Here is a 15727-nt window from a genome sequence, read left to right on the forward strand (position 1 = left end):
ATCATGGTAAAAGTTTTTGAAGGACAATTAGTTGCTGAGGGATTAAAAGTTGGTATTGTTGTAGCAAGGTTTAATGAATTTATTAATAGTAAATTGCTCGGTGGTGCATTAGATGGCTTAAAACGTCATGGTGTTAAAGAAGAAGATACTTCAATTGTTTGGGTACCTGGTGCTTTTGAAATTCCTCTCGTTGCCCAAAAAATGGCTGAGAGTAAAAAATATGATGCTGTAATTTGCTTAGGAACTGTCATTCGCGGCAGTACATCACATTATGATTATGTGTGTTCGGAAGTTTCTAAAGGGGTCGCTCAAGTTGGTATGCATACTGGTATTCCTACGATTTTTGGTGTACTGACTACGGAAAATATTGAACAAGCCATTGAACGTGCTGGTACTAAAGCTGGTAATAAAGGTTTTGAGTCTGCAGTGACTGCAATTGAAATGGCTAATTTATTAAAAAATATCTAAAAAAAATTTATTCTGTATTGTTAGTTTGCCAGTCATGAGATATAAAGTTATATCTCATGACTGGCGATTGACATTTGTTATATCTGTTTTAAAAGTAAAATATTTCCAGGAAATAATGGGGTGATGATATGAACATAGGTATTATCAGTGATACCCATGGCTGTGCAGAGACATGGGAAAAGGTTTATACAAGATATTTTATGGAGTGTGAATTAATCATTCATGCTGGTGATATACTATATCATGGTCCGCGCAATGATATTCCCTTAGAATATAATCCAAAAAAATTAGCTGAGTCCTTGAATTCTTGTAGTGTTCCGATCATCGTGGCTTCTGGTAATTGTGATGCTGATGTAGATGGTATGGTTCTTACGATGCCTATCCAATCACCCTATGCTTACATTATGATTGAGGGTATACCTATTGTTGTTAACCATGGACACACTCTTACTGAGCAGACTCAGCAGGAAATGGCAGCTAAGTTTAAAGCCGCTTTATTTATTACTGGGCATACTCATATCCCATCATTGGAAAAACGCAATGGTATTATTTATCTTAATCCAGGTTCGCCTGCTATGTCCAAGCGCCCAGATAAGCGCGGTACTATTGCTAGATTGATTGATCGTACTATTGAAGTATTAGATGTTGCCACAGGGCAATTACTCATGTCAGAGAGGTTATAGGAGGCTATATGCAAGATCATATTATAAAAGCGACAACAGCAGGTGGTGTAAGGGCTTTCGCTGTCGTTACTACAAATTTAGTCGAAGAAGCAAGACAACGTCATGATTGTTATCCAGTGGCAGCAGCTGGACTAGGACGCACGATGACGGCAGCATTACTGTTGGCTGCCAATCTTAAAACAGATGAGAGTATCACCGTTCGCATTGCTGGTGATGGTCCTCTTGGTGAAATTGTTGCAGATGCCCATGCCAGTGGAATTGTGCGAGGTTATGTGAGAAATCCACATATTGATTTACCATTGCGCAATGGTAAGCTTGATGTGGGGGCAGGAGTTGGTAATGGGCAGATTTTCGTAACTCGCTTTACTGGAATGAAGCAGCCTTTCACAGGAAGTTCAGAACTTGTCAGTGGAGAAATTGCTGAAGATGTGACTCAGTATTTATTTGTATCTGAGCAAACGCCCTCAAGTGTCGCACTTGGTGTGTTAGTTCAGCCAGATTTAACTGTTGGTGCAGCTGGCGGCTTTATGATACAAGCTTTGCCAGATGCTGATGATGAAGTATTAAGCCAGATTGAAAAGAATATAGCAATCCTGCCACCTGTATCTCAATTAATTCGTGAAGGTAAAGATGCGGCTGCTATTATCAATATGATTTTTGCAGGACTACCTGTCACTTTATATGAAGAATTTCCTGTCAGTTTTAAGTGTCCTTGTTCTCACGAACGGATTGAAAATGTGCTAGTGAGTCTTGGTGCTGAAGAAATTCATGATATCATTACTAGTGATGGACAAGCTGAGATTTGTTGTCATTTTTGTGGAGAAAAATATCAATTTGATCAAAGTGACCTTGAACATGTTCTTGCGATCATAACAGAAAAAAATAGTACAATGTAAAAAAGACTTGGCTTGTACCAAGTCTTCAGACACAGGCAGAAGCCTAAGTCATTAAAAAAAGACTGGGAAATTCCCCAGTCTTTTTGTTGTGCTGTAATTATAAATTATATTAACTTTTAATTAGATAGCACGTTGAATTTTGCCAGAGCGTAGGCAACGAGTACAAGTATTAACTCTTTTTACTTCACCGTTAACGATCGCTTTAACTCTTTGGATGTTTGGTTTCCAAGTACGTCTAGTTTTTAAATGAGAATGGCTGACATTATTGCCGCTACTTGGGGATTTACTGCAGATTTCACAAAGATTTGCCATGTATTCCACCTCCTTTGATGAAGGACGAGACATCCTTATTACAATAACAGTAGTATTTTAGCATAATTTCCTTAGTTAATGCAAGATCTATTTTTGAGATGCCTTGTATTTATGCGTTTTTCAACAAAAATAAGGAAAGCTAATGACTATGGCAGGAGTTTTAAATCTATATATTGAAATAAAATCATATAGATAGAGATGGGAGGCGTGAAGAGTGATTACAAAAAAAACGGCAATCATTGAGGTACTCCGGTCGCATCCATTAGCCCGAGATATTTTTGCAAAACATGGTATGGGATGTATAGGGTGCATGGGAGCAACGACTGAAACAATAGAAAACGGTGCTAAAATGCACGATATTGACTTAGAAGCATTATTAAAAGAATTAAATGAATCAGATTTAGGGAAATAGGCAAAATAAAATTGCCTATTTCCCTAAATCTATATCATTCAGTAATTTTTATTACTGAAAAATGTGAAGGTGATGGTTTGATCAATTTTTGGACAAGAAGTATTCAATATATTAAAGGCGTGGGGCCACACAAAGCAACTTTATTGAATAAGTTAGGCATATTTACAATTGGAGATTTACTCGAACACTATCCTCGCCGTTATGAGGATCGTAGTCAACTTAAGATGATAAATTCTCTCATTGATGGACAACTAGAAACTTTTAAGGCCAAAGTAGTTAACTTTGTGGAGACTAAGCCACGACGTGGTTTAAGCATTCTCAAAATGAGCGTTAGTGATGGCTCTGGGGTTGCTCAAGTCGTTTGGTTTAATCAGCCTCATATGAAAAAAAAGTATCAGACTGGCATGGAAGTGATTGTATCAGGTAAGATTAAGATTTTTTATCAAGTAGAAGTTCAAAATCCAGAAATTGAAGTCATAGATAGTTCAGAACCGATCGATACTGGACGAATTATCCCTGTTTATGCTGCAAGCGAAAATATTAATCAGCGTTTTTTACGGACAATGATTAATCAAGTATTGAATGACTATCAAGAGATTATAGAAATTTTACCTACGAACATTATTGATAAATTTTCCTTATTTAATCGTAGATTGGCTTTTGAAGCCATTCATTTTCCTCAAAGTATGGAGATTTTAGAACGAGCGAGACAAAGATTGGTATTTGAGGAATTATATTTATTGCAGTGTAGCCTATTGTTACTAAAAAAACAACATAGAAATCATCATATGGGAATAAAACATGGGCTCGATGCTTTGCTTTCAAGTCAAGCATATAAAAACTTACCTTTTAGATTGACTGATGATCAAGAAAAAGTATTATCTGAAGTAAAGTCAGATATGGAAGATATCACAACCATGCAGCGTTTGTTGCAAGGTGATGTTGGTTCTGGTAAAACGATTATAGCAGCCCTAGCGTTGATTAAGACTGTAGAAAATGGTTATCAGGGGGCTATGATGGTTCCAACTGAAATATTAGCTGAGCAGCATTATAAGACGCTATCAGAGCTATTTGCGCCCCTTGGCATTACAGTATGTATGCTTACAGGCAAATTGTCACGACGGCTTCGTGAAGATGTCTTATGTAAATTACGAGAGGGTTTGGTGGATGTCATCATAGGGACTCATGCTCTCATTCAAGAGGTTGTTGAATTTAAATATTTAGGATTGGTAGTGACTGATGAGCAACATCGGTTTGGTGTTCGCCAGCGAAGCATATTACAGGAAAAAGGCAATATGCCTGACGTATTGGTGATGACAGCAACGCCGATCCCTCGAACAATGGCACTTACTGTTTATGGAGATCTTGATGTATCTTCTATCCGACAATTGCCTCCTGGTCGTAAAGCCATCAGAACTTTTGTGCGTGGTAGTGATCGACGACATTTAGTGTACAAGTTTATTGTGGACGAAGTCAAAAATGGACGCCAAGCTTATGTGGTTTGTCCCTTGGTAGAAGAATCGGAAAAAATTGATGCTCAGTCAGCAGTCGAACTTTACGAGCAACTAATACAAACAGATTTAAAAGATATTCCCTGCGGCTTAGTCCACGGCAAAATGAAGGCAGTTGATAAAGAAACTGTAATGAATGGATTTTATAGTGGAGAAATAAAAGTATTGATCGCAACAACGGTGATTGAAGTCGGTGTAAATGTACCAAATGCCACTGTTATGGTGATTGAAGGGGCAGAACGATTTGGTTTAGCTCAATTGCATCAATTACGGGGACGTATTGGTCGAGGTGCTCATCAATCTTATTGTATTTTGCTCTCTGATAATCGAAATCCTGAGACTCAAGAAAGGCTTACGATTATGACAACAACCAATGATGGTTTCGTACTTGCTGAAGAAGATTTAAAATTACGTGGTCCTGGACAATTTTTTGGTACACGACAACACGGTCTTCCAGACCTTAAGATTGCAGATATCATTAGCGATATTAGTATTTTACTAGAGGCTAAACGTGCAGCGGAGCAAACCATTGCAAATGCTGATGATTGTGTGAGTATACGTTCTGTTTTAAGTCAACGGTTTGGTAAAGAAATAGGCATGATGTTTTCCAATTAATTTGTACGTAAAAAAAGGCGACCGCATGGTCGCCAAAGATGGGAGAGGAGAAAATTTACACTATAGTTATGCCACATTTATACTCTATTTATACCTATCATTATCACGCCTCTAGTTGCCTTTTAGTAATAAATTTAGTATAGTAGTAACATTGTTTGTGATCCAGATTTTTCCGTAGTGTGGAGGGGTATAATGGTTAAATTAGTAGGGTGGTTATTTATTATATTATCCTTTGGAATCTTGTATTTATGGCAACCTGAATTTTTTCAACATGCATATGGTATTATTGAACATGGCGATATCGTTGGTTTAGCAGACTATCTACGGAGTTTTGGTTCCTGGTCAATTCTTGTCACAATTCTATTGTTCATTGTTATGACCTTTACCATCGTCTTTCCCTTTATGATTTTATCGGGAGCCGCTGGTATTATGTATGGTCTGTTTTGGGGAGTCATCATTTCATGGACTGGTGAAGTGGTTGGGGCAGTTGTTATGTTCGTCTTTGCCCGTTATTTTTTCCGAACATTGATCGAAGGATGGATAAAGAAAAGTAGTTATTTAAAACAAGTCGATGATTATAGTGCCAAAAACGGATTTAAAGCCTTGCTTATTGCTCGACTATTGCCGTTAGCACCTTCGGGCATTATTACAGCTGTTGCAGCAATCAGTAGAATTAGTTTTAGAGACTTCTTTTTAGCTACTTTAATAGGTAAATTACCACCAGTCGTTATTAAAGTATTATTAGGTCATGATTTAGTATTCGCTGGGGAAAATATGACCCGTTTAATTATAATTGTGGTTGTAGTTATTCTTGTGTATATTGGATTGTGGTGGTATAGACGCTCTAAAAAAGAAAAATAGTTAAAATAATCAGTGATGGAAATAAGGAATGCCTTTGCAGGAATATTGTTATGGATATCGAATAAAAGATAATCATAACAATGAGAAGGAGGTTATACTATGCCTATCGTACAAATTGATTTAGTTGAAGGACGCAGTGTTGACCAAAAGCGCGCCTTAGTAAAAAAGGTGACTGAAGCAATATGTGAAACTGCAGCTTGCCCTGCGGAAGCTGTCACTATTATTCTTAGAGATGCACCTAAGCACGATATAGCTAAAGCTGGCGTGCTAATGTCCGATAAATAGAATTTGAGTCTATCTTTTTGAAAACACTAACAATTACTGATTGATTTTCTGAATAAAAACATCCTCATTGACTATAAATGAGGATGTTTTCTTCTTGTATATTGCCTAAATGATAGTTTTTGAAAATAAAAATGAAAAATTATTAAAAAATTACATAAAAAAGAGTGGATAAGGTCAGTTTAAGTATGTTATTATAGTTGAAATAACTTTTGCAAGTAGTATGAAAGGAGAAACGTTTATGTTTGAAAATAAGTTTATGCAAGAAGGTTTGACTTTTGATGATGTTTTGTTAGTTCCTTCTAAATCAGATGTTCTACCTAAAGATGTTGATGTAAGTACATATTTGACTAAAAATATCAAGCTCAATATCCCAATTATTAGTGCGGGTATGGATACTGTTACTGAAGGGCGTATGGCGATTGCCATGGCTCGGGAGGGTGGTATCGGAGTTATTCATAAAAATATGTCCATCGAGCGGCAAGCTGGTGAAATTGATAAAGTAAAACGTTCTGAACATGGGATAATTGTTGATCCTATTTTTTTATCCCCTGATAATAGTTTGCAAGATGCACAAAACTTGATGGAAAAATATCATATCTCAGGTGTTCCAGTAACTAAAAATAATAAATTAGTCGGTATTTTGACCAATCGCGATTTGCGTTTTGAAACGGATTTGACGCGTAAAATAGAAGACTGCATGACAACGGAGGATCTGATCACAGCGCCAGTTGGGACTTCTGTGGAAGATGCTAAAGCTCTCCTCCATAAACATAGAATTGAGAAATTACCACTGGTTGATAGCGATGGTAAGCTAAAAGGTCTCATTACGATTAAGGATATTGAAAAATCACAAAAATATCCTAATTCCGCAAAGGATCCTAAAGGTCGTTTATTAGTCGGTGCAGCTATTGGTGTAGGATCAGATATGATGGAACGGCTTGCTGCGATCGTTGCTGCTAAAGCTGATGTCATTGTCGTTGATACTGCTCATGGCCATTCACAAGGTGTACTTGATGCTGTTAAAAAAATTAAAGCAGCCTATCCTGAAATTGATTTGATTGCTGGTAACGTAGCTACTGCAGAAGCTACCCGTGATTTGATTGAAGCAGGTGCAGATGCCATTAAAGTTGGTATTGGACCGGGTTCAATTTGTACAACTCGTATTGTTGCTGGTATTGGTGTACCGCAAATTACGGCTGTGTACGACTGTGCAAGGGTTGCACGAGAGTATAATATTCCGATTATTGCCGATGGCGGTATTAAATACTCTGGAGATATGGTAAAGGCTCTTGCTGCTGGTGCTAGTGTTGTAATGCTTGGTAATTTGTTTGCCGGAACAGAAGAAAGTCCAGGTGAAACTGTTATTTATCAAGGACGTAGCTATAAAGTATATAGAGGTATGGGATCGCTTGGCGCTATGGCTCAAGGTAGTAAAGATCGTTATTTCCAAGAAAATATGGACAAACTTGTTCCCGAAGGTATTGAAGGAAGAGTACCATATAAAGGAACACTTGCTGATACGGCCTTCCAATTGATCGGTGGTCTGCGTGCTGGTATGGGATATTGTGGTGTGCCTACGATTAAGGAATTAATCAATAATACTCGTTTTATTCGCATCACGGGAGCTGGTCTAAAAGAAAGCCATCCTCATGATATTAGCATTACGAAAGAATCACCTAACTACAGTTTTTAAACAAGAAAAATCAAAAACACCGTCACGCTTTTACCAAGCTGACGGTGTTTTTGAATTTATAATTTGAAAAGTAAAACCCTTTTCTTTATAAAATTTAATAATACGTGGTAATGCTTTTACTGTCTCAGAATGGCCTTTACCATCATGCATCAAGAGAATTGCATGGCTCCATAAAAAGGTATTCTTTTCTGTTTGTTGAATGATATTGTTTAAAAGTTGCTCTGCTTTTGCATGAGAGGCATCACCAGAGCTAATATTCCAACCCACTTCAATATAACCTTGTTGCTTTAAGATATTCCAATAGGCTTTAGTGAAGTTGCCGGCTGATCCGCCGGGAGCTCGGGAAATATGAGGGCGCACATTAATGATACTCTTAATGATATCGTCATTGTGATGTAGCTGTTCAATATAAGTATGCTCGGATTGATAGAGGTCACGATAAATATGATTGTATGAATGATTACCAATTGCATGTCCTTCATCATAAACACGTTTTAAAAGGTCGGGGTATTTTTTTACTTCTGTGCCCAGTACAAAAAAAGTAGCTTTAATATTATTTTCTTTAAGAATATCAAGTATTAGTGGAGTGTTTTCTAAATCGGGCCCATCATCAAAGGTAAGATAAATCACTTTATCACCATAATATGGTTCAGTGACCGGCAAAATAGTTGGCAAATTGCGTTCTTGTCGCTCTGAAAAGGTAAATTGATCATATTCAGGTTTATTGTTTGTGGTAGGTTCGGTCAGATTTGTATTAGGATTCGCGGTCTCCATTGGTGGCGGTTCTTTTTCTAGTGGCTGCGATGTGGGAATTATTTGTAGAGTGGAAAGAGTTTGTGTTGCAGGTATTGCTAATGTAATCAACGGTGCAGATACAAGAGCAATAAAACAGATGGCGCAAATCATACAAATACTTTTAAAAAAATTATTTTTTTTCGTCATACATTTCTCCTGTAGTTTAATGTTGCGATATAATGTAAAGAATAATTAAATATTCGACAGATAAGTATATATTCCTGCGTGTAAAGTTTATTATGCATTGGAATACTACATGAAAAAGGAGCGTGATAAAATGCGGTGTTGGCTAATCAATGGTATTATCCTTATCATTATTATAAGCTTATCGACTGGAATTGGTTACGCATCTTTTATACCACAGGTTGATGGTTTAGAAAACTTACATTTAGTTGCAGCAACACAAGTTTTTGATAGCAAAGGACAACTTTTGTCTAAATTATTTGAAGAAAATCGCATTGTTGTATCAATTACTAACATTTCACCCTATGTAGGACAGGCAATTATTGCGAATGAAGATAGTCGTTTTTATGATCATATTGGTATCGATCCTATTGGAATTATTCGTGCAATTGTTGTGAATATACGTGCTGGCGGTCTTGTTGAAGGTGGTAGCACATTAACGCAGCAACTCGCTAAAAATATGTTTCTAACACAAGAACGGACTTTTACACGTAAGATAAAAGAAGCATTTTTAGCCATTATGATTGAACGTAAATTTTCAAAACAAGAAATCTTACAAGCATATTTAAACCAGGTTTATTTTGGTGAAGGGGCATATGGAGTAGAGACTGGAGCACAGGTGTATTTTGGTAAACATGCGAGTGAACTAACTCTAGCCGAAAGTGCATTGCTTGCAGGTTTACCTCGCGGACCGAATATTTATTCCCCATATGTTGATAGTAAGGCGGCTTTAGAACGTAGATTGGCAGTACTTACAGGTATGGTGAAACATGGATATATTACACAAGAGCAAGCAGATAAGGCGCAACAACAGCCTATCTCTTTAGTTGGCAAGAAAAAACGGGCTGTACAAGCATCTTATTTTCTTGATTATATAGCGGCAGAACTTGTAGAGCGTTATGGTGCTAACCGTGTCTATAAAGGCGGTCTTAAAATCTATACAACAATCGATAGCAATGTTCAACAAGAGGCTGAAGGAGTACTTGGCCAATATCAAGGGGCCGTACTGGCTCTTGATCCACGCAATGGGTATATTAGGGCGATGGTAGGTGGGCGTAATTATGAAGAAAGCCAACTAAATCGTGCACTGGCTGAAGTACGTCAACCAGGTTCAGCATTTAAACCTTTTGTATATGCTGCGGCCCTTAATCAAGGATTGACAGCAAACGCGATGATCATTGATCAACCTGTCAATATTGGAGGATATGCTCCGCAAAATTATGATAAAAAATATCGTGGTCCCATTACTTTGAAAAAAGGTATTCGCTGGTCAGTTAATATTGCTGCTGTTAAATTAGGGCAACAAGTTGGTATTAACAACATACTTGAGTTAGCTAAAAGTATGGGAATTACTACATTAGTAGAACAAGACAATAATTTATCAACGGCTTTGGGGGGCTTAACACAAGGGGTAAATTTATTTGAGTTATCAACAGCTTATACAGCTTTTGCTAATGGGGGCATTATGTCAAAGCCAGTTGCCATTTTGAAAGTAGTTGATGAGAATGACCAGGTGCTTGAAGAAGCACATTTGACTCAACAATCTGTCCTGCGCGCTGATGTTGCCTATATTCTGACGAATATGATGCAAGGCGTGATTGAAGATGGTACAGGTACACCTGCGAATATTGGGCGCACAGCAGCTGGAAAAACGGGCACAACGGATGGATACGAAACGGCCTGGTTTATGGGTTATACGCCTGAATTACTCGTTGGTATTTATGTTGGAAATGACAATCGGACACCAGTGGAAATTTCAGGTACTCAAGTTGCTGGTATGTGGGGGACTATGATGTCAAAAGTATTGAGGGGGATCAAACCAGTGGAATTTTTGGTTCCTCCCAATATAGTGACGAATGTACCCATCTGTGCTGACTCAGGAAAATTAGCGACTCCTGGATGCCAAGACGTGGAATATAGTGCATTTATTAGAGGTACTCAACCGACAGTGACCGACACTCGCATCAGCCCCAAATTGCAGCCTGAGAAAAAAGCAGAAGTAGCACCCAAGAAAGATGAACAACCACGATGGTGGAAATTACCTATGCCACGATTGCCCAGTTTATAATATTATGATACAATATGTAAGAAACTTTTAAATGGTTGATTTTTTTAGTAGTAAGGAGACTATATGTATAGTGCGCAATAGAATCGAAGTTTTAAATGTAAAGGTTGACGTTGTGACGATGAAAGAGGCTGTAAGTCATGTAGAAGGATTTATTGCTCAGAAAAAACCTCATTTAGTCGTTACCCCTAATGCGGAAATGATCATGATGGCAAATCAAGATAAACATTTTGCGCAAATTATTAATGATGCCGATTTAGTCATACCTGATGGCGCAGGTGTGGTGTGGGCAGCTCGTTATAATGGCGATCCCATGCCGGAACGTGTTGCAGGTTATGATTTGGTTCAAAATTTGTTAGTTGAAGCTGCTAAGAAAAAATATCGCATTTATATGTTAGGTGGAGCACCTGGTATTGTTGATAAAGCCAAAGAAAATGCTGTAAAGCGTTATTCAGGTCTCCAAATTGTGGGGACTCGTCATGGATTTTTTACAAAACAAGAAGAACCAGAAATTATCAACAATATAATAAAATGTCAACCTGATATTTTATTAGTCGCTTTAGGTGTACCGAGACAAGAAAAATGGTTGGTAGAATTTATGGATCAAATTAAAGCGCCTGTAGCCATTGGCGTTGGCGGTACTTTTGATGTAATGGCTGGTGTCGTTCAACGAGCGCCCTTGTGGATGCAAAATTTGAATTTAGAATGGTTATATCGTTTGTTATCTGAGCCGAAGCGTGCCATTCGAATGTTGGCTTTACCACGATTTGTTTTGAAAGTAATGGCAAATAAAAAAAGATGATTAGCAAAATATAATGGTTTGTTAAGAAGAGGTGAATTCATGGTTAAAGCGCCTATCGCTAAAGAAGGATATATATATATTGCTGTTCTAGCATTGATTACTATTGTAGTTTATGCAACGATTGACCCGTATTGGAGTATTGTCCCTGGAGTCTTCATGGGGTTTATTTCCTTCTTCTTTCGTAATCCTAAACGAGAAATACCGACTGATGATTCCTTAATTGTATCGCCTGCTGATGGTAAGGTGATGAGTGTCTGTGAAGTTTATGATGAGCAATTTTTAAATGAAGTTGGTATTAAGGTAACGATTTTTTTATCAGTTTTTGATGTACACATTAATCGGAGTCCTATTGCTGGGGAAATTAAATTTCAACAATATACTTGTGGACGTTTTCGTCCAGCTTATAAAGAATCTGTAGGTTGTGAAAATGAACGTCATTCCATTGGCATAGAAAATGAAAATATGCGTGTATTAGTAACACAAATCGCTGGTCTTTTGGCTAGACGCATTGTTTCGTGGGTGACCCTTGGCAATGTATTAGAAAAAGGCGAACGATATGGTCTTATTAAATTTGCCTCCTGTACGGAAATTATCGTACCTAAAACGGTTGAAATATTAGTTAAAAAGGGTGATCGCGTTACAGGTGGTGATACTGTTATAGGGAGGGTATTAGGATGAAAAGTATCATTCCAAATGCTTTAACGGCTTTAAATCTGATTTTGGGTGTTGGTGCCATTATTTCTACATTCAATGGACAATTTTATGAAGCAGCATTATTTATTGTTGCAGCCATGATTAGTGATGGACTTGATGGTAGGGTGGCGCGGTATTTAAATGCAAGTAGTGAATTTGGTAAGGAATTGGATTCCTTATGTGATCTAGTATCTTTTGGTGTGGCGCCAGCCATATTAGCCTATGCGTTTTTGTTAAAAGATTTACCTGGAATTTTTGGATATCTTGTGGCGGCTTTTTTTGCAACCTGTGGTGCATTACGTTTAGCTCGCTTCAATGTAAATACTGGTGTTGTGAAAGGTTATTTTATGGGGTTACCTATTCCAGCAGGTGGTTGTGTCGTCGCAACATTTATTATGCTTGGTATTAAACCATCTGGCTTATTATTTCCAATCATGGTAACTTTGTGCGGATACCTAATGGTCAGTACGATTAAATATCCTGATTTTAAAGGACAAGGTGAAAAAATTAGAATCATTCCTGCTGTGATTACCATACTTTTAGCTGGTTATATATTGTTTACCATGAAAGATGCGATCTTATTTGTACCATTTTTTGCTTATGCCTTATTTGGTATATTGAATACGATCTTTGGATTATTTGATTATAAATCAGCTACTTCATAAAATGGTTTGCAAGGAACCCCTTGTTTACGCTAAGAAGTGGTTGTCCTTAACTGTAATTGAGAAAGTCATATACTTTCTCAATTACATAAAAAAATAATAGTATCCGCATACTTGGATACTTATTTTTTTGAAGTGATGTAAAAATAAACGAACACAAATCCTTAAATGGTTTTTAGCAAATAAATTGTTGCTTGACAAGGGATATGTTTTAAAATTAGAATAGTATTTGTGTTTTAGTATAAAGTATAGTTAATATGCTTTAAAAATGGGATTTTAAAGGAGCAAAATCCATGAATTATATCTTTGATTATGTAATGATTCCATTACAACTTATTATTGTGTTTTTTACCTTATATTATTTTATCATTGCATTTTTTTGTTTTTGGCCTAAAAAAGAAACTAAAATAATGACGCCTAAAAGTACTTTCGCCATCATTATTGCTGCTCATAATGAAGAACAAGTCATTAAACATTTGGTAGAAAATATTCAAGTCTTAAAATATCCGCGTGAATTATATGATATTTTCGTCGTTGCAGATAATTGTAAAGATAATACTGCTAAAATCGCTCGATCGGCTGGAGCCATTGTTTATGAACGCTTCAATTTAGAAGAACGTGGTAAGGGCTATGCCATGGAGTGGATGTTTGCTAAGTTATTTAAATTACCGCGTAACTATGATGGAGTCATTATCTTTGATGCTGATAATTTAGTACATGAAAACTTTCTATTAGAAATGAATAGTCGATTATGTAAAGGGGAACAGGTTATACAAGGTTATCTTGATTCAAAAAATCCTGATGACACATGGATCTCTGGAACTTTTGCTATTTCGTTTTGGGTAGTTAATCATATTTGGCATTTAGCTAAGTATAATATTGGTTTGTCCAGTGTACTTGGTGGAACAGGTATGTGTATCTCCACTGCAGTGTTACGTAAGTTTGGTTGGGGAGCGACTTGTTTGACGGAAGATATGGAATTCACAATGAAGGTCTTATTAGAAGGCATACCAACGACTTGGGCTCATGATGCAATTGTGTATGATGAAAAACCACTAACTTTTACACAAGCTTGGCATCAACGTAAACGTTGGGCACAAGGTCACTTTGACATTGCCGGAAGATATATTCCACGAATGTTAATTGAAGGAATTAAACAACGGGATCTTAGAATTTTAGATGGAGTTTTTCATTTATTACAACCCTATTTTCTAATTATATCCACATTATTTGTATTATCGAGTTCTGTATATACAATTATTCCTTTCTATACAAATATTATTAACAAAATTTTACCTGTTGAAGTGATGACTGCCATAGGGATTGGACAATATTTATTTCCAGTCATTATCTTAGCGAAAATTGGTGTAAGTCGCAAAACTTGGTTCTATTCAATTTTTTACCCCTTATTCGTTTATAGTTGGATTCCAATTACAATATTAGGTTTTCTACACCGCAATGAACGTGAATGGAGTCATACTGTGCATACACGGAGCATAAGTTATAAAGATGTATTGCTATCTCAGAATAATGAATTCTCAAAAGAGGATTTTTTAACGAAACAAGCTGTAAAATAAGAGATGAGTTAAACACTCATCTCTTATTTTACAAAATCAGAAAAATTATTTTAGGTGCTGGTATTGTACCAGAATATGAAGGAGGATAAATATATGTTTGAATTAACAATTAGTGTTAACTTTGAAGCAGCTCATTATATTAATAATTACCCAGGAAAATGCAGCCGTCTGCATGGACATAACTGGAAGGTTGAGGTCAATATTTATGGGAATAAGCTAGGTGAATTGGGAATGTTAGTTGATTTTCGTGATTTAAAAGCAACAGTTAATAAAATTATGGTCAATTTAGATCATTATTGTTTGAATGAGATTGAACCTTTTTGTAAAATTAATCCTACGGCAGAAAATATTGCAAAATATATATACGATCAACTCGGTGAAACTGGAGAATTTGATCAAGACGTAAAGTTGCGTTCGGTAAGAATATGGGAATCCCCTAATTCAGCAGCAACCTATAGTCAGGAGGCTTAATTGTGGGCAAAACAGTAAATGTTGTTGAAGTCTTTTCCTCGATTCAAGGTGAAGGACAATATGTTGGCTATCGACAGATTTTTGTGAGACTCGTTGGCTGCAATCTTGAATGTGAATTTTGCGATACACCGGATTCCAGACAAGGCATGGCATCGGGACAAATCGAGATCACCCCAGGAAAGCGTGACTTTAAAATCATTTCTAACCCTATTCCCATCTCTCAGCTAGCAGCATATATCAATCAATTATTAATTTTACCACATCATTCAGTGAGCTTAACTGGTGGTGAACCCTTATGCCAAACCCAGGCCATTGAAGAATTAGCACCTCTTATTCATGGTATGATTCATTTAGAGACAAATGGTACATTACCAACAGAATTAGCAAAAGTTTTACCATATATTGATATGATTAGCATGGATATTAAATTACCAAGTACGAGTGGGCAAGAGTTGTGGCAAAAACATGAAGAATTTTTACGTTTGGCAAATACCCGTAGGGTTTTTGTCAAAATTGTTGTTACTAATAAAACGAGTACTGAAGAGTTTCAGCAGGCAATTGAATTAATTGCAACTGTCAATCCTGAGATTCCTTTGATTATACAACCAGTGACTCCGATTAATCATTGCGGGGGTGTGAGTCCTGATCAGGTATTAGTATGGCAAGAACAGGCGCTTACCTTGCTCACTGATGTACGGGTTATTCCCCAAACCCATAAATTTATGGGTCAATTATAATGCGTT

At 36.9% G+C, this 15727-nt stretch carries 17 protein-coding genes; 15 read left to right on the forward strand and 2 right to left on the reverse strand.

The annotated features are described in order from the left end of the window. The first annotated feature begins 3 nt into the window (after positions 1–3). The 3 genes from ribE to hslO all read left to right on the forward strand — a co-directional run bounded on the left by ribE (position 4) and on the right by hslO (position 2047). Positions 4–468: a 6,7-dimethyl-8-ribityllumazine synthase gene (gene ribE, locus ACAN52_RS03280; protein WP_378952175.1), complete on the forward strand. Its 465-nt coding sequence runs from the start codon at positions 4–6 to the stop codon at positions 466–468. Positions 469–596: 128 nt separating this feature from the next. Further along, a complete protein-coding gene (gene yfcE, locus ACAN52_RS03285; RefSeq protein WP_378952178.1) occupies positions 597–1151 on the forward strand; it encodes a phosphodiesterase in 555 nt (184 codons plus the stop codon). 8 nt (positions 1152–1159) lie between these two features. Continuing rightward, positions 1160–2047: an Hsp33 family molecular chaperone HslO gene (hslO, locus tag ACAN52_RS03290; RefSeq protein ID WP_378952181.1), complete on the forward strand. Its 888-nt coding sequence runs from the start codon at positions 1160–1162 to the stop codon at positions 2045–2047. 120 nt (positions 2048–2167) lie between these two features. Here hslO and rpmB read toward each other — a convergent pair whose 3' ends face one another. Then, complete coding sequence (rpmB, locus tag ACAN52_RS03295) at positions 2168–2359, reverse strand: 50S ribosomal protein L28 (RefSeq protein ID WP_378952184.1); 192 nt, start codon at positions 2357–2359, stop codon at positions 2168–2170. A gap of 214 nt (positions 2360–2573) precedes the next feature. Here rpmB and ACAN52_RS03300 point away from each other — a divergent pair, with 214 nt between their 5' ends. The 5 genes from ACAN52_RS03300 (at position 2574) to guaB (ending at position 7736) form a co-directional block, all read left to right on the forward strand. Continuing rightward, positions 2574–2771, forward strand: a complete 198-nt coding sequence (locus ACAN52_RS03300) for a DUF1858 domain-containing protein (protein WP_378952187.1) — start codon at positions 2574–2576, stop codon at positions 2769–2771. A 77-nt stretch (positions 2772–2848) separates the two neighbouring features. Further along, a complete protein-coding gene (recG, locus tag ACAN52_RS03305) occupies positions 2849–4897 on the forward strand; it encodes an ATP-dependent DNA helicase RecG (RefSeq protein ID WP_378952190.1) in 2049 nt (682 codons plus the stop codon). Between the two features lie 192 nt (positions 4898–5089). Then, positions 5090–5758, forward strand: coding sequence for a TVP38/TMEM64 family protein (locus tag ACAN52_RS03310; protein ID WP_378952193.1), 669 nt, complete (start codon positions 5090–5092; stop codon positions 5756–5758). Between the two features lie 99 nt (positions 5759–5857). Further along, positions 5858–6043 carry a 2-hydroxymuconate tautomerase gene (locus ACAN52_RS03315; RefSeq protein ID WP_378952196.1) on the forward strand — a complete coding sequence of 62 codons (186 nt, stop codon included), beginning with the start codon at positions 5858–5860 and terminating at the stop codon, positions 6041–6043. A gap of 238 nt (positions 6044–6281) precedes the next feature. Then, on the forward strand, positions 6282–7736 hold the full coding sequence (gene guaB, locus ACAN52_RS03320) for an IMP dehydrogenase (RefSeq protein ID WP_378952199.1): 1455 nt from the start codon (positions 6282–6284) through the stop codon (positions 7734–7736). Between the two features lie 30 nt (positions 7737–7766). Here the strand turns inward: guaB and ACAN52_RS03325 are convergent, their stop codons facing one another. Beyond that, positions 7767–8678 (reverse strand): polysaccharide deacetylase family protein, encoded by a 912-nt coding sequence (locus ACAN52_RS03325; protein WP_378952201.1) that lies wholly within the window; start codon positions 8676–8678, stop codon positions 7767–7769. A 130-nt stretch (positions 8679–8808) separates the two neighbouring features. Between ACAN52_RS03325 and ACAN52_RS03330 the strand changes: the two genes are divergently transcribed. From ACAN52_RS03330 to ACAN52_RS03360, 7 genes are all read left to right on the forward strand, one after another. Beyond that, entirely contained in the window at positions 8809–10782 is a 1974-nt protein-coding gene (locus ACAN52_RS03330) for a transglycosylase domain-containing protein (RefSeq protein WP_378952204.1), read from the forward strand. Positions 10783–10852: 70 nt separating this feature from the next. Then, positions 10853–11581: a WecB/TagA/CpsF family glycosyltransferase gene (locus ACAN52_RS03335; protein WP_378952207.1), complete on the forward strand. Its 729-nt coding sequence runs from the start codon at positions 10853–10855 to the stop codon at positions 11579–11581. A 39-nt stretch (positions 11582–11620) separates the two neighbouring features. Further along, the gene (locus ACAN52_RS03340; RefSeq protein WP_378952210.1) at positions 11621–12259 is read left to right on the forward strand and encodes a phosphatidylserine decarboxylase family protein; all 639 of its coding nucleotides are present in this window, start codon (positions 11621–11623) and stop codon (positions 12257–12259) included. Then, positions 12256–12939: a CDP-diacylglycerol--serine O-phosphatidyltransferase gene (pssA, locus tag ACAN52_RS03345; protein WP_378952213.1), complete on the forward strand. Its 684-nt coding sequence runs from the start codon at positions 12256–12258 to the stop codon at positions 12937–12939. The genes ACAN52_RS03340 and pssA overlap by 4 nt, the downstream gene beginning before the upstream one ends. 290 nt (positions 12940–13229) lie before the next feature. Further along, entirely contained in the window at positions 13230–14513 is a 1284-nt protein-coding gene (locus ACAN52_RS03350; RefSeq protein WP_378952216.1) for a glycosyltransferase family 2 protein, read from the forward strand. A 93-nt stretch (positions 14514–14606) separates the two neighbouring features. Then, positions 14607–14984: a 6-carboxytetrahydropterin synthase QueD gene (queD, locus tag ACAN52_RS03355; protein ID WP_378952219.1), complete on the forward strand. Its 378-nt coding sequence runs from the start codon at positions 14607–14609 to the stop codon at positions 14982–14984. A 2-nt stretch (positions 14985–14986) separates the two neighbouring features. Then, complete coding sequence (locus tag ACAN52_RS03360) at positions 14987–15721, forward strand: 7-carboxy-7-deazaguanine synthase QueE (protein ID WP_378952222.1); 735 nt, start codon at positions 14987–14989, stop codon at positions 15719–15721. The last annotated feature ends 6 nt before the right edge of the window (positions 15722–15727 follow it).

This window comes from Pelosinus sp. sgz500959 (assembly GCF_042610375.1).
Lineage (GTDB): Bacteria > Bacillota > Negativicutes > DSM-13327 > DSM-13327 > CTSoil-075.

Excerpts from the sequence above, each read along its gene's own strand:
- yfcE (WP_378952178.1), top strand. The coding sequence starts at position 597 with ATGAACATAGGTATTATCAGTGATACCCATGGCTGTGCAGAGACATGG.
- ACAN52_RS03340 (WP_378952210.1), top strand. The coding sequence starts at position 11,621 with ATGGTTAAAGCGCCTATCGCTAAAGAAGGATATATATATATTGCTGTT.
- ACAN52_RS03310 (WP_378952193.1), top strand. The coding sequence starts at position 5,090 with ATGGTTAAATTAGTAGGGTGGTTATTTATTATATTATCCTTTGGAATC.
- hslO (WP_378952181.1), top strand. The coding sequence starts at position 1,160 with ATGCAAGATCATATTATAAAAGCGACAACAGCAGGTGGTGTAAGGGCT.
- ACAN52_RS03350 (WP_378952216.1), top strand. The coding sequence starts at position 13,230 with ATGAATTATATCTTTGATTATGTAATGATTCCATTACAACTTATTATT.
- guaB (WP_378952199.1), top strand. The coding sequence starts at position 6,282 with ATGTTTGAAAATAAGTTTATGCAAGAAGGTTTGACTTTTGATGATGTT.
- pssA (WP_378952213.1), top strand. The coding sequence starts at position 12,256 with ATGAAAAGTATCATTCCAAATGCTTTAACGGCTTTAAATCTGATTTTG.
- ACAN52_RS03330 (WP_378952204.1), top strand. The coding sequence starts at position 8,809 with ATGCGGTGTTGGCTAATCAATGGTATTATCCTTATCATTATTATAAGC.
- ribE (WP_378952175.1), top strand. The coding sequence starts at position 4 with ATGGTAAAAGTTTTTGAAGGACAATTAGTTGCTGAGGGATTAAAAGTT.
- rpmB (WP_378952184.1), bottom strand. The coding sequence starts at position 2,359 with ATGGCAAATCTTTGTGAAATCTGCAGTAAATCCCCAAGTAGCGGCAAT.
- ACAN52_RS03325 (WP_378952201.1), bottom strand. The coding sequence starts at position 8,678 with ATGACGAAAAAAAATAATTTTTTTAAAAGTATTTGTATGATTTGCGCC.
- ACAN52_RS03315 (WP_378952196.1), top strand. The coding sequence starts at position 5,858 with ATGCCTATCGTACAAATTGATTTAGTTGAAGGACGCAGTGTTGACCAA.
- queD (WP_378952219.1), top strand. The coding sequence starts at position 14,607 with ATGTTTGAATTAACAATTAGTGTTAACTTTGAAGCAGCTCATTATATT.